This window comes from Kitasatospora sp. NPDC004240, from assembly GCF_053603215.1.
In genome coordinates this window covers 44871-57895 of the sequence record NZ_JBSGFD010000035.1, presented here as the reverse complement: position 1 = coordinate 57895, position 13025 = coordinate 44871, and the positions used below count along the sequence as shown (strand labels likewise).

The 13025-nt window shown below is 72.1% G+C and carries 18 protein-coding genes; 6 read left to right on the top strand and 12 right to left on the bottom strand.

The features are described 5' to 3' along the window. Positions 1–59: 59 nt before the first annotated feature. The 12 genes from ACWEQL_RS12415 to ACWEQL_RS12360 form a co-directional block, all read right to left on the bottom strand. Positions 60–1148, bottom strand: a complete 1089-nt coding sequence (locus tag ACWEQL_RS12415) for a lysophospholipid acyltransferase family protein (protein WP_452150170.1) — start codon at positions 1146–1148, stop codon at positions 60–62. A 6-nt stretch (positions 1149–1154) separates the two neighbouring features. Further along, complete coding sequence (locus ACWEQL_RS12410; RefSeq protein ID WP_452150169.1) at positions 1155–2300, bottom strand: NAD-dependent epimerase/dehydratase family protein; 1146 nt, start codon at positions 2298–2300, stop codon at positions 1155–1157. A gap of 172 nt (positions 2301–2472) precedes the next feature. Next, positions 2473–2571, bottom strand: a complete 99-nt coding sequence (locus tag ACWEQL_RS12405) for a 30S ribosomal protein bS22 (RefSeq protein WP_003948845.1) — start codon at positions 2569–2571, stop codon at positions 2473–2475. A gap of 191 nt (positions 2572–2762) precedes the next feature. Then, complete coding sequence (locus tag ACWEQL_RS12400) at positions 2763–2972, bottom strand: helix-turn-helix domain-containing protein (RefSeq protein ID WP_452150168.1); 210 nt, start codon at positions 2970–2972, stop codon at positions 2763–2765. A 226-nt stretch (positions 2973–3198) separates the two neighbouring features. Next, a complete protein-coding gene (locus tag ACWEQL_RS12395; protein ID WP_452150167.1) occupies positions 3199–4395 on the bottom strand; it encodes an acetoin utilization protein AcuC in 1197 nt (398 codons plus the stop codon). 25 nt (positions 4396–4420) lie between these two features. Next, complete coding sequence (locus ACWEQL_RS12390; protein ID WP_452150166.1) at positions 4421–5734, bottom strand: MFS transporter; 1314 nt, start codon at positions 5732–5734, stop codon at positions 4421–4423. 96 nt (positions 5735–5830) lie between these two features. Continuing rightward, entirely contained in the window at positions 5831–6496 is a 666-nt protein-coding gene (locus ACWEQL_RS12385) for an HAD family hydrolase (protein WP_452150165.1), read from the bottom strand. Between the two features lie 21 nt (positions 6497–6517). Then, a complete protein-coding gene (proC, locus tag ACWEQL_RS12380; protein ID WP_452150164.1) occupies positions 6518–7345 on the bottom strand; it encodes a pyrroline-5-carboxylate reductase in 828 nt (275 codons plus the stop codon). Positions 7346–7487: 142 nt separating this feature from the next. Continuing rightward, positions 7488–7808, bottom strand: a complete 321-nt coding sequence (locus tag ACWEQL_RS12375; protein ID WP_452150163.1) for a hypothetical protein — start codon at positions 7806–7808, stop codon at positions 7488–7490. Continuing rightward, positions 7805–8047, bottom strand: a complete 243-nt coding sequence (locus ACWEQL_RS12370) for a hypothetical protein (protein ID WP_452150162.1) — start codon at positions 8045–8047, stop codon at positions 7805–7807. The genes ACWEQL_RS12375 and ACWEQL_RS12370 overlap by 4 nt, the downstream gene beginning before the upstream one ends. Beyond that, entirely contained in the window at positions 8035–8295 is a 261-nt protein-coding gene (locus ACWEQL_RS12365) for a hypothetical protein (protein ID WP_452150161.1), read from the bottom strand. The genes ACWEQL_RS12370 and ACWEQL_RS12365 overlap by 13 nt, the downstream gene beginning before the upstream one ends. Then, a complete protein-coding gene (locus ACWEQL_RS12360; RefSeq protein ID WP_452150160.1) occupies positions 8292–8711 on the bottom strand; it encodes an ATP-binding protein in 420 nt (139 codons plus the stop codon). Before ACWEQL_RS12360 ends, ACWEQL_RS12365 begins: the two co-directional genes overlap by 4 nt. A gap of 331 nt (positions 8712–9042) precedes the next feature. On the opposite strand from ACWEQL_RS12360, the gene ACWEQL_RS12355 reads away from it, so the two are divergent. The 6 genes from ACWEQL_RS12355 (at position 9043) to ACWEQL_RS12330 (ending at position 12878) form a co-directional block, all read left to right on the top strand. Continuing rightward, positions 9043–9909 carry a helix-turn-helix domain-containing protein gene (locus ACWEQL_RS12355; protein ID WP_452150159.1) on the top strand — a complete coding sequence of 289 codons (867 nt, stop codon included), beginning with the start codon at positions 9043–9045 and terminating at the stop codon, positions 9907–9909. Further along, positions 9902–10105, top strand: coding sequence for a DUF397 domain-containing protein (locus ACWEQL_RS12350; protein WP_452150158.1), 204 nt, complete (start codon positions 9902–9904; stop codon positions 10103–10105). The genes ACWEQL_RS12355 and ACWEQL_RS12350 overlap by 8 nt, the downstream gene beginning before the upstream one ends. Positions 10106–10212: 107 nt before the next feature. After that, entirely contained in the window at positions 10213–10410 is a 198-nt protein-coding gene (locus tag ACWEQL_RS12345; protein WP_452150157.1) for a DUF397 domain-containing protein, read from the top strand. 273 nt (positions 10411–10683) lie between these two features. Then, positions 10684–11439: a DUF6879 family protein gene (locus ACWEQL_RS12340; RefSeq protein ID WP_452150156.1), complete on the top strand. Its 756-nt coding sequence runs from the start codon at positions 10684–10686 to the stop codon at positions 11437–11439. Further along, positions 11436–12281: a helix-turn-helix domain-containing protein gene (locus tag ACWEQL_RS12335; protein ID WP_452150155.1), complete on the top strand. Its 846-nt coding sequence runs from the start codon at positions 11436–11438 to the stop codon at positions 12279–12281. The genes ACWEQL_RS12340 and ACWEQL_RS12335 overlap by 4 nt, the downstream gene beginning before the upstream one ends. An 81-nt stretch (positions 12282–12362) precedes the next feature. Continuing rightward, complete coding sequence (locus ACWEQL_RS12330; protein ID WP_452150154.1) at positions 12363–12878, top strand: hypothetical protein; 516 nt, start codon at positions 12363–12365, stop codon at positions 12876–12878. Positions 12879–13025: the final 147 nt, after the last annotated feature.

Below are 13025 nucleotides of genomic sequence, written 5' to 3'. Positions count from 1 at the left end.
GGCCCGACTCGCTGCGAGTCGGGCCTCCCGTGGTCGTTCGGCAGGGGGCGGCGACGGGCTCAGAAGAACACCGAACGCCGCTGCACCAGCAGCGAGTAGAGCGTGTGCTGGATGGTCTCGCGCACCTCGTCGGTCAGGTCGAAGACCAGCACCGGGTCGTCCGCCGCCTCCGCCGGGTAGCCGTCCGTGGCGATCGGCTCGCCGAACTGGATGGTCCACTTGGTCGGCAGCGGCACCGCCCCGAGCGGCCCCAGCCACGGGAAGGTCGGCGTGATCGGCACGTACGGCAGGCCCAGCAGCCGGGCCAGGGTCTTGAGGTTGCCGATCATCGGGTAGGTCTCCTCGGCCCCGACGATCGAGCACGGCACGATCGGCACCCGGGCCCGCAGCGCCGAGGCGACGAACCCGCCGCGGCCGAAGCGCTGCAGCTTGTACCGCTCGGAGAACGGCTTGCCGATGCCCTTGAAGCCCTCCGGCCAGACGCCGACCACCTCGCCGCGCTCCAGCAGCGCCTGGGCGTCCTCGTTGCAGGCCAGCGTGTGCCCGGCCTTGCGGGCCAGCTCGTTGACCCCGGGCAGGACGAACACCAGGTCGGCGGCGAGCATCCGCAGGTGCCGGTGGTTCGGGTGGTGGTCGTGGATCACCACCTGGGTCATCAGGGCGTCCAGCGGGACCGTCCCGGAGTGGTTGGCGACGATCAGCGCGCCGCCCTCGGCCGGGATGTTCTCGATCCCGCGCACCTCGATCCGGAAGTACTTCTCGGCGAGCGGGCGCAGCAGCGAGAGCAGCACCTCCTCGGTCAGCTCGCGGTCGAAGCCGAACTCGTCCACCTCGTAGTCACCGGTGATCCGGCGGCGCAGGAAGGCCAGGCCCTCGGCCGCACGGCCCTCCCAGCCCTTGCCGAGCACCCGGGTCGCCGCCGGGCCCAGCCGGCCGGCCAGCGCCCCGCCGACGGCCTGCGCGACGCTCTCCGCGACGGCCCCGACCGGACCACCCGCCGGGCCACCGGCCGCCGGGCCGCTCGCGGGCTGCCCGCCGGTGCCCGCGTCCGCGGCCGCGTCCGGCGCGGGGGTCTCGCTCCAGCTGGGGGCGGACTCGATCGGGATGACCTTGGCCTCACGCGTCGCTCTCTCGGCTGCGGCACTCATCGCGGATCAGCTCCTCGGTCGGTTCGGGAGGTTCGGGTCGTGCGGGCGGCCGTCCCCGCCGGGCGGGCGGTCGCCCCCGCCGGGCGGGCGGCCGGAGGCGGGCTCCGGGCCGAGCAGGCCGGCCAGCCGGTCGGTGAGGGCGGTCAGCCGCTCGGGCGGCAGCAGCCCGCGCGACTGGGCGGCGGCGAAGTCGGCGAAGGCCTCCGGGGTGGTGAACCGCGGCCGGTAGCCGAAGGTGTCGCGCAGCCGGGCGGTGTCCACCACCCGGCCGTGGGTCAACAGCCGCAGCTGTTCCGGCGAGAAGTCGGCCATCCGGGTCTGCCGGACCAGCCCCGCCACCCAGCTGATCGCCGGCAGCAGCAGCGGCACGGTCGGGCGGCCGAGCCGCCGGGCGCACTGGGAGAGCAGCAGGACGCCCTCGCCCGCCACGTTGAAGGTACCGGTGTTCACGGTGTCCGGCTCGGCGGGCAGCGCCGCCCGGCAGAGCACCTCCACGGCGTCGTCCTCGTGGACGAACTGCAGGCGCGGGTCGTAGCCGAGCACGGTGGGCAGCACCGGCAGCGCGAAGTACTCGCTGAGCGGGGTGTCCGCGCCGGGCCCGACGATGTTGGCGAAGCGCAGCACGGCGACCGCCACGTCCGGACGGCGCCGGGCGAAACCGCGGACGTAGCCCTCGACCTCCACCGCGTCCTTGGCGAAGCCGCCGCCGGGCAGGGTCTTGGGCTGGGTCCGCTCGGCGAAGACGGCCGGGTCGCGCGGGGCGGAGCCGTACACCCCGGTGGTCGACTTGACCACCAGGCGGGCGACGCCGGGGGCCTTCTGGCAGGCACCGAGCAGCTGCATGGTGCCGATGACGTTGGCCTCCTTGACCGCCGAGCGGTTGGTGGAGCCCAGTCCGGTGGCGCTGACGGCGAGGTGGACGACGGTGTCGACCTGGTACTCGGCGAGCAGCCGGGAGACCGCGGGGCGGCGCAGGTCGAGCCGGTGGAAGCGGTACCCGGCGGCGGGGCCGTCCGGGTCCTGCGGGGGCCGTGCGGGCGCCTCGACGTCCACGCCGATCACCAGGTCGACCCCGGGGCGGCGGCGCAGCTCGGCGACGAAGCGGGCCCCGAGCCGGCGGGCCACGCCGGTGACGAGCACGACCATGCCCACGGTGCTGCACCCCGTTCCTCGGCCCGGACGACCTTGGGTACGGCCCGGGCGACCTTGGGTGCACCGTACCGCGCCGCCCGTACGGGCCGTGAAACGACACCGCCCGCCCGGGCCGCGGAGGGCCTGGGCGGGCGGTGGAAGCGCCGGGCGCGCAGGGCGCGGCCGGGGGCGCTTACTTCTTGTTGCGACGCTGAACGCGAGTCCGCTTCAGAAGCTTGCGGTGCTTCTTCTTGGCCATACGCTTGCGACGCTTCTTGATGACAGAGCCCACGGAACAACCCTCGCTCACTGAGACTCTCGCCCGTGAGAGACGGAGTCCATACGACTGACGGAGGGCCTAGCCTACCGTCGAAGCGGCCAGGGCCGTAATCGTGCCTCCCGGCGCCGGGAAACTCGCGGGAAATCTGCGGCAAACGGGGGCGGGGCCCGACGATACCGGACCCCGCCGACCCGACCAGGACCCTACGCGCTCTCGAGCCGCACGTAGGAGTCCTTGAGGTACTCGTGCACCGCCTGCTGCGGGACCCGGAAGGACCGGCCGACCCTGATGGCCGGCAGCTCTCCGCTGTGCACCAGGCGGTACACCGTCATCTTGGACACCCGCATCACCGCGGCGACCTCCGCCACGGTCAGGAAGACAACCTCCTGCAGGGGGCGCTCGACGGAACTCATGACCATCACCCGACCCTTACCCGTGTGCAAGGCACCGGCTTCCCCTCCGGTGACTCCACCGGCACACGTGTATCCCCAGAGTAGTTATGGGTGGTACCAGTGGGAAGAGGGAGATGCGCAATCCTCGTACGGTGCGGCATCCCCCCGTTGCAGTACGTAGTCGGTCGACGGTCTGTATCAGTGGGTTTGCGCACCGTGCGGGGGCGCGCGACGCAAACGGGCGGTTTCAGGCCAGCAGGCCGTGGTGCGGGAAGATCTCCCGGCGGGCGGCGAGAATCGCCTGGTCAAGACGGTCGGCGGGGTCGTATCCGGCCTCGAAGTCCCGCCAGGCGGGCTCGGCGCCGTCGGTCATCCGGCCCGGCGCGGGCCGGCGGGTGAGCCGGTGGACCTCGGCGCGCCAGGCCTCCGGGGTCTGCGTGGCCGGGTCGACGGGCCGGCCGGCGGCGATCGCGACCAGGTGGGTCCAGCTGCGCGGGACGACGTCCACCACCGCGTACCCGCCGCCGCCGAGGGCCAGCCAGCGGCCGTCCGCGTAACGGTGGGCCAGGGCGTGCAGGTCCTCGGCGACCAGCCGCTGGGCGTCCACGGTGACCGCGAGGTGGGCGAGCGGGTCCTCGACGTGGGTGTCGGCGCCGTGCTGGGTGACCAGGACCTGCGGGCGGAACGCGGCCAGCAGCTCGGGCACCAGGGCGTGGAAGGCACGCAGCCAGCCGGCGTCGCCGGTGCCCGCGGGCAGCGGCAGGTTGGCGGCGGAGCCGGGGGCGTCCGGGCCACCGTGCTCGGTGGACCAGCCGGTCTGCGGGAAGAGCGTGGCGGGGTGCTCGTGCAGCGAGATCGTCAGCACCCGCGGGTCGTTCCAGAAGGCCTCCTGGACGCCGTCGCCGTGGTGGACGTCCACGTCCACGTAGGCGACGCGCTCGGCGCCGAGCTCCAGCAGCCGGGCGATGGCGAGGGCCGGGTCGTTGTAGACGCAGAAGCCGGACGCCCGGTCGGGCATGGCGTGATGCAGTCCGCCGGCGAAGTTGACGGCGTGCGGCGTCGCGCCCCGCCAGACGGCCTCGGCGCCGGCCACCGACTGGCCGGCGATCAGTGCGGAGGCGGAGTGCACGGTGGGGAAGGACCAGTTGTCGTCGGTGCCGAGGCCGTGTCTCAGGTCGACCTCGCCGGGGTGCGCGGCGGCGTGCTTGACCGCCTCGACGTACTCGCGGGTGTGCACCAGGCCGAGGGTGGAGTCCCCGGCGGCCGGGGCGGACCGCACCGTCACGCCCGGCCCGGAGCCCAGCCCGAGCGACTCCACCAGGCGCATGGTGAGCGCCAGCCGGGTCGGGTCCATCGGGTGGCCGGGGCCGAAGTCGTAGCTCGTGAGGGCCTCGTCCCAGAAGAGGTGGAGGCCGCAGGGGTGGTCACGCTCGGCTTCGGGCATGGCCTCCACCGTACTCGGTGAGGCCTCAGGTGCCGGGCAACGGGTCCTGTCCGAGCGAGGTTTCACCGGCGGCGGTGGTGCGGCCGGGGCCGTCCGCGGTGCCCGGCGGCGACTGCCGTACGGGCTGCGACTGCCGTACGGGCTGCGGGGCGAAGCGGCCGGCCAGCGGCAGCACGGCGAGCACCAGCAGCATCGGGGCGAGCAGCGCCCAGCGGTACGAGCCGAGCCCGGCCAGTGCCCCCACCAGCGGTGAACCGACCAGGAAGCCCACGTAGTTGAAGAGGTTGAGCCGGGCCACCGCGGTGTCCGCGGCGGCCGGCATCAGCAGCCCGCCCGCCGCGAACACCTGCGGGATGATCGCGCAGATGCCCAGGCCGAGCAGGGTGAAGCCGGCGATGCCCGTCCCGGGGCCGGGCGCGATCGCGGCGGTGGCGAAGCCCAGCGCGGCCAGCGCGGCCCCGGCCCGGACCACCGGGACGGCGCCGAGCCGCCGCACCGCGCGGTCGCCGACCGTCCGGCCGAGCAGCATGGCGACCATGTAACCGAGGTAGGAGAGCTTGGCGACGTCCTCGGGGCTGCCCAGGGTGTCGGTGAGGTATTTGACGCTGTAGTTGGAGACCGAGGCGTCGGCGATGTAGGCGAAGGCCATCGCCAGGCAGAGCGGCAGCAGCGGCCGCCAGGGGACGGACGCCGGGCCCTTGGCGGTGGCCGGTTCGGGGCCGGCCTGATCGCGGGCGGGGTCGCGGGCCTGATCGCGGGCGGGGCGGGGCAGCCGGGTGCCGACGGCCACCGCGAGCGGCACGATCACCGCGACCGAGCCGCCGAACAGCACGGGCAGGCCGAGCCCGTAGTGCGCGCCGAGGCCGGCGACGGCGGTGCCGAGGATCGCGCCGAGGCTGAACGCGGCATGGAAGCCGATCATGATCGAGCGGCCGTAGCGCTGCTGGAGCTCCACCCCCAGCATGTTCATCGCGGCGTCCAGCGCCCCCACCAGCAGGCCGAACACACCCAGCGCGAGGGCGAGTTGCCAGAGCGTCCCGCCGATCCCGGCGGCCGCGAGGGCCAGGCAGACCCCCGGCTGGACGGCCCGCAGCACCGCGCGGGCGCCGGTGCGCCGCACCACCCGCTCGCAGCCCACCGAGCCGACCCCGGCGAGCACCGGGACGGCGGCCAGGAACACCGGCAGCAGGTCGTCGCCCAGCCCGTACCGCTCCTGGAGCTCGGGGATGCAGGTGACCAGCAGGGCGAAGGTGGCGCCCTGCAGCAGGAACCCGGCCGCGAGGGCGGCCCTGGCCCGGCGCAGGGCGGGGGCCGGGCGGGACGGTGTCGCGGTGCTCATGCGCGCTCCTCGCTACCGCCCGGTAGGACGGCGCGGTGGCGAGGAGCGTAGGCGGTGGCCCGGCGTCGCGGAAGGGGTCGCGCAGACCCGGGTGCGTCAGGACGTCCCGGCGGCGGCGAGGAAGCGGCCCACCTCGGCCAGGTCGGCGACCAGGCCGGTGGCGCCGGCGGCGGTGAGCTTCGCCGGGTCGGTCAGCGCGGTGTACCCGAGCACGTCCATTCCGGCGGCGCGGGCGGCCAGCACGCCGTTGACGCTGTCCTCGACCACCAGGCAGCGGGCCGGCTCGGCGCCCAGGACGCGGGCCGCGTGCAGGAACAGGTCGGGCGCGGGCTTGCCGACGCCGACGTCCTGGGCGCTGAAGATCCGCTCCTCGGGGAACCAGCCGCGCAGCCCGGTGACGTCCAGCGCCGTCCGGATCCAGGCATGGTGCGCCGAGGAGGCCAGTCCGTACGGCAGGGAGCGTTGCTGAAGGTCCTTCAGCAGCCGGTCGGCGCCCTGGACGGCGGTCAGCTCGCTCTCGAAGGCGGCGAACACCCGGCCGTGGAACAGCTCGTCGAAGCCCTCCGGCAGGGTGGCGCCGTGGCGCTCGGCGATCACGTCGTGGATCCGGTGGGCGGCGGTGCCCATGAAGTCCCGGTACGAGTCCTCGATCGTGGTCGGGTACCCGAGCTCGGTCAGGTACTCGGCCAGCAGCCGGTTGGAGAGCGGCTCGCTGTCCACCAGGACACCGTCGTTGTCGAAGATCACCAGTTCGTAGGACATCGCACGAGCCTAAGCCCTGCCCTACTTGCCCCCGGAGGCCAGCTCCCGGGAGCGGTCGCGGGCCGCCTCCAGGGCGCCCAGCAGGGCCGCCCGCACCCCGTGGTTCTCCAGTTCGCGAATGGCGGCGATGGTGGTGCCGGCCGGCGAGGTGACCGCCTCGCGCAGCTTCACCGGGTGCTCGCCGGAGTCGCGCAGCATCACCGAGGCACCGATCGCCGACTGCACGATCAGGTCGTGCGCCACGTGCCGGGGCAGGCCGAGCAGGATGCCCGCGTCGGTCATCGCCTCGACCAGGAAGTAGAAGTACGCGGGGCCGGAGCCGGAGAGCGCGGTGGCCGCGTCCTGCTGGGACTCGGGCAGCCGCAGCGCCTTGCCGACCGAGCTGAAGATCTCCTCCGCGCGCTCCAGGTGCGCCTCGGCGGCGTGCGAGCCGCCGGAGATCACGCTCATCCCCTCGTCCACCAGGACGGGCGTGTTGGGCATCACCCGGACGACCGGGGTGCCGGCCGCCAGCCGGGCCTCGAACCAGGCGGTCGGGATGCCGGCGGCCGCCGAGATGACCAGCCGGTCCGGGCTGATGTGCGGGGCGAGTTCGTCGAGCAGGGTGCCCATGTCCTGCGGCTTCACGGCCAGGATCAGGGTGTCGGCGAGCTTGGCGGCCTCGGCGTTGTCGACCGCGGTGACCCCGTACTTCGCCGCCAGTTCGACGGCGCGCTCCGGGCGGCGGGCGGTGACCAGCACGTCGGCGGGGTCCTTGCCGGCCCGCAGCAGACCGGAGAGCAGGGCTTCGCCGATCTTGCCGGTGCCGAGGAAGGCGATCTTCTGTCCGTGTGCTCCGCTGCTGCTCATGGCCGCTCCTTCGTCCGGTACTGCGGCCATCCTCGCACCGTCGCCGCACCCCTCGGCGGAACCGTCCACCCTGCGGAAGGCCGCGGCCGGGGTGGGCGACGGCCCCGCCCGCGCGACGGCGGGCGGGGGCCCGGTCGCCGGGTCAGACAGGTGTGCGGTGGTGCTGGTCGGGCCGGGGGCCGGAGGTGGTCTCGGGGCCGAAGCTGCGGGCCTGGCGGGCGATCCAGGCGTACTCGCTCGTCCCGTCCGGGAGCTGTCGCAGCTCCCAGCGGCCGTGGCGGGTGATGGGCGGCGGCGCCTCGGCCCGCGGTGCGCGGGCGGCCTGCGGGTCGTCGGGGCGGGGGTCGTCGGGACGGGGCATGCGGAGGGCGGCGAGGACGCCGAGGGCGACGGTGAGGAGGGCGAGGGCCAGCAGGGCGAGCAGGGCGGCGCCGGCCAGGAAGCTCGCCGTACCGGACCTCATCGGCCCACCCGGAGGGCCCGGTGGCCGAGGTGGGCGGCGAGGGTGTGCAGCAGTTCCTCGGCCTGGTCGCGGGTGAGCGGCAGGGCGAGCTGCTCGCCGGGCCCGGCGTGGACGTCGAGGTCGACGGCCAGCCGGAGCTGGACGGCGGCGTCGGGCACGCTCTCGACCGTGAGGTAGGAGACGGTCGTGCGTTCGGCGTGGGCCGCGTCGGCGGCGGCGAGGGGGATCACGACTCCCATGCCGGACCTCCTTCGGTGTCGCGGAGCAGGTGGAGGAGGTTGAGGAGGGTGGCGAGCGGGGCGTTGCCGAAGTCGACGAGGAGGCGGCCGTCGACGGCCCCGTTGACGGTGGTCGCCGAGCCCCACCGGAGGCCGAACGGGCGTCCCCGTTCGTGGAGTTCGCGCAGCAGGACGGTGACCTGGGCATCGGTGTAGTCGCGCATCCGGGGGTCGTCCGGGGCGATCGGCTCGCGGCGGACGGCGCTCACGCGGCGGCGTCCAGCTCGAACCAGACGCGCTTGCCCTTACCGCGCTCGCGCGGGTCGGCGCCGAACCGGTCGGTGAGGGAACGGACCAGGTGCAGGCCCCGGCCGGAGAGCTCGTACGGGTCGGCGGAGCGGCGGGGCTCGGGCAGGTCGGGGCTGTCGTCGGCGACGCAGACCCGCAGGGTGTGGTCGGCGAGCAGGGTGACCACGACGACGGGGGCGGGGCTGTGGCCGTGGCGCCAGGCGTTGACGAACAGCTCGCAGAGAGCGAGTTCAGCGTCGCGGATGAGGTCGTCGGGCCAGCCGGCGAGGGTCATGACGGCCCGCAGCTCCTCCCGGGCGGCCGACCAGTCGGGCGGCGGGGCGGAGCGCGAGGGCGCGGGCGCGGGCGCGGGCGCGGGCGTGCTGAAGGTGCACATGAGGAACCTCCGTGCGAGGTCAGTGGCGTGGTGAGGGAGACAAGTGGTGGCGGATACGTCGCCGTGAGCCAAGCCGGGGGCGGGACTGGTGCGTGCCGCGTCGGCTGCTCTGCGGTGCGAGATGGGCAGCAGGCGCCTACTGCCTTGGAAACAGGCGTTACTGACGATCCGTCCGATCGCTGTGATGTAGACCATAGCGCACGCTGGCTGAGTTTTAAGCCGACTACGCGCGAGTTCCCCCTCCGGAGGGACGTCGCCTGCGCCCGCCCTCAAATGGACCCCCACACGGCCTGCGCGGCACACTGACCTCAGCCCGCAGAGAGAGGACACCATGGCCAACCGCCCGAACCCGACGCTGCGTCAGCGCCGCCTCGGTGCTGAGCTACGGCGGATGCGAGAGCAGGCAGGCTTCGGCGGAAGCCAACTCGCCCGCACGCTCGGGGTGACTCCTGCCCAGGTGACCCAGATGGAGAACGGGAAGAGCGGCGTCAGCGTGGAACGCCTGCGCACGATCGCCGCAACATGCCTGTGCGTCAACGAGCCTCTGATCGACGCCCTCGCCGACATCATCATCGACAAAGGGCAGGTCGGCTGGTGGGAGGAGTACCGCGGATCCTTGGCGACGGACTTCCTTGAGGTAGCCGAGCTTGAGAGCGACGCGCAACGGCTCTCGACCTACACGATCACTTTCATTCCGGGGCTGCTTCAGACCAACGCGTATGCCTCCGCCGTCTTCGCACAGGCCTATCCATCCCCGCCGCAGACCGAGATCGACCTCAGAACGGCTTTCCGCATCCAGCGTCAGCACCTCGTCCGGTCTGGCACGACGCCATACACCGCGTTCATCCACGAGGCGGCGCTACGAATGCAGTTCAGCGGTCCAAAGGTGCGGGCCGAACAGCTCAACGCTCTCGTCGAGGACTCCGAGGCTCCCGGAATCTCGATCCGGGTCCTCCCGTTCGACGGGATCGGCCTGCCAAGTCCGATCGACAACTTCACCTACGCCGAAGGTCCACTTCCAGATCTGGACACGGTGCAGACGGACACAGGCTTCGGAATCAAACTCCTCGACGCCCCAGTCCATGTTGCGAGGTTCCGGGCCATCCTCACCCAGATGGGGGCGGCTGCTCTCTCGGTGGAGGAGTCCCAGGAGTTCATCCGAGCTCTGAGGAAGGAAATGGAGGGCAAGCATGACTAGCGCCGCGTGGCAGAAGTCCAGCTACTCCGGGGCGCACGACGACTGCGTCGAGGTGCGTACCGTCGACGGGCTGATCGAACTCCGCGAGTCCGACGACGGCCACGTCATCATCCGCACCACCCCCGCCAAGTTCGCCGCCTTCCTCCACGGCGCCAAAGCCGGCGAATTCGACCACCACGCCGACCCTGCCCAATAGCCGACGGTGCCCTCGCTCACCGAGCGAGGGCACCGGATGGACCCGCGCGGCAGTGGGAAGTCGCGACGCTTGATCCGGTTCATCAAGGAAGAGCAAGGAGAGCAGGCATGGCTAGCCCCGCATGGCAGAAGTCCAGCTACTCCGGCGCGAACGCCGACTGCGTCGAGGTGCGCACGGTCGACGGGCTGATCGAACTCCGCGAGTCCGACGACGGCGACATCATCATCCGCACCACCCCCGCCAAGTTCGCCGCCTTCCTCCACGGCGCCAAGGCCGGCGAATTCGACCACCTCACCACCCCCTGACCCACCCCGCCCCCGCCGAGCCACCGCTCGGCGGGGCGGCGAAAACCGAGCACCGCGACGCCACTTCGCCTCCTCGCCCCCTGCACGGAGGCGCGCTCCCCGCCCTGGCACCACGCGCCGTACCGGAACCTCTGAGCGGCCCCACGCCCCCGTTCTGCCCCTCGCTGGGCAGAACGGGGCATCTCTGCTTTTGGGAACCCGCATGAACCCCTGACAGCAGGAGCGGCGAGAGCCATGCTGATAGGTCGAGTCCGTACGACGAAGGGAACCGCCGTGGCAAGGCGACTGCGAGTCATCGGAAGCACTTCCGGTGTCGGCGACTGCCCCACGCTGTACGAGGACGTGGACACCGGCGAGGTGGTGGTGCAGGGGTACGCCGTCACCGACCCGGAGGACGTGGCGCAGCTCAAGTACGTCACGGACGGCGAGGGATTCGTCGTGGTGCCGCGCGAGTTGCTGGTGAGGTTCGCGCCCAAGGGGGCGACCAAAGTGCCGGAGTTCGTTCCTCAGCAGAAGATCACCGAGTTCATCAACGACGGATTCGAGCACACCGCTTGGCGGCTGGAGACCCGAACCGGCTACCTGTCCGACAAGCAGATGCCGTCCTATGCCGAGTTTCTGCGCACCGGCGACACTGCCGGAGAAGTCGGGCACCCGTGGTTCGACAACGTGCGTCGAATGATCAGCAACGGCAAGCGGTTCGAGCGGGTCCGCCTGGTCGACAACCCGCCGACCGAGGGGCAGCGCTACCTGCTGGCCTGCGCCAGGACGAACGTCGCAGCCGGTGAGGACATCCGCTGCATGTGGCGCTCGGACGCGGAGGCAGCCGGTTTGGGCGGGCTCTCGGACTTCTGGCTGTTCGACTCGCGGACCGTCGCCCGATTCCACTTCGAGGGGGAACGGACGGTCGGGATGGAACTGATCACCGACCCGCTGGAGGTGCTCCGCGCCTGCCAGATCCGCGATGCCGCCTGGCACCACGCGACCCCCTACGGCGCGTTCCTGTCTCAGGTACCTTCCGCCATGTGAGCACCGACCACCAACAGGCAAGGGCCGCTCTCGGTGCCCGAATGCGGGAGCTTCGCAACGAGAGCGGCCTTTCGGGCCGTGCGCTGGCTGTCCGTCTGGGCTGGCCTCAGTCCAAGATCAGCAAACTGGAGAACGGCAAGCAGACGCCGACCATGGCCGACGTCCGAGCGTGGGCCGAGGCCATAGGCAGACCGGACGCTACGGCCGAGCTGCAAGGCCGCCTGCGGACCGTGGAGACGCAGTACCGATCCTGGCGACGGCAGCTTGCCGGTGGGTACCTGCCGGTGCAGGAGGCGCACGCCGCGCAGGCCAGGCGGACGAGCGTTCGCCGATCGTTCGATCCGACGCTGATCCCAGGGCTGTTGCAGACCGCTGGTTACGCACGGGGAGTGCTGTCGCGCTACACGGCCGTTCACCCTTCCATCAGCGACGTCGATGCTGCCGTGGCCGCCCGTATCGAGCGACAGCAGGTGCTGAAGGACCGCCGCCGGTCGTTTCACTTTCTCGTCTGGGAAGGCGCGTTGGTCTCTCGACTCTGCCCGTCCGCAGCGCACGCCGACCAGCTGGAACGTCTCGTTCCCTGGCTCACTGCGGGGCATGTTCAGCTAGGGATCATCCCCTTCGGGGCCCCGCTGAACGTACCGGCAGGCGTCGGCTTCTCCATTCACGACGATGCGCTTGTGATCACTGAGTCCTGGCATGCCGAGATGTGGCTCGATGACCCGGCAGACGTGGCGCTCCACCGGCGGGCATGGGATGCGTTGGCGGCCAGCGCCGTGTACGGACCAGAGGCTCACCGGGTGATCATCCGAGCCAGTCACGCACTGCGCGAGAATCATTGAGAATCACCGGCGAGTTCGCCGCCCCTGTCGCCCTACCTTTCTTGTGACGATGCGTCACATTACGGAGGGAAGCGGCATCGCATGACCGAGCTGGAGACAGAGGCGGAGCGACTGCGACACTTCCGCGCGGAGGCGGAGGAGGCTGCCGAAGCACTGGAGACGGCTATCAGGGTCTCGGGCCTGCCGCCGCTGATCAGCCTCTCACCGGTCTACGCGGCCAGTGGCCTGCCCGATGGTGCCCACGTCCACATCGGCGGATGTAGCGCCCGCACGGCCCGCGCGCTGGCCGACGCGCTCACGGAGTACGCCCGATTGACCGGGCGGCTTGTCGACGGCGATTCTCGGCGGCTCGTCGCTCGCATGTTCGCCGACTCCGGCGTGACGCCCGCCCTGCCGAGCGACGGACTCTACGTCGTACGTGGGGAGTTGAGCGCGCGACTACTCCGCCACACCGAACGGCCCGGACACCAGCCGGTGACCCGGAACCCCGCAGTGCGAGGAGGCGCCAGTATGAGCACCCCGACACCCGGACCCAACAAGCCGCCCGGCCCCGGCCCGATGCCGCCGGACACCCCGGTGACCCCGCACGCCAACTGACCGGCACCACCGACCGAGAGGAACCCGCCATGGGCAAGCACGGCGACGGCAAGGGCGGAAGCTCCGGGGACAAGCAGCAGTCCCCGAAGGAATCGGACGGGCAGTGGAACAAGCCCATCCCGCCCGCCCCGGGCAAGTGAGCGACAG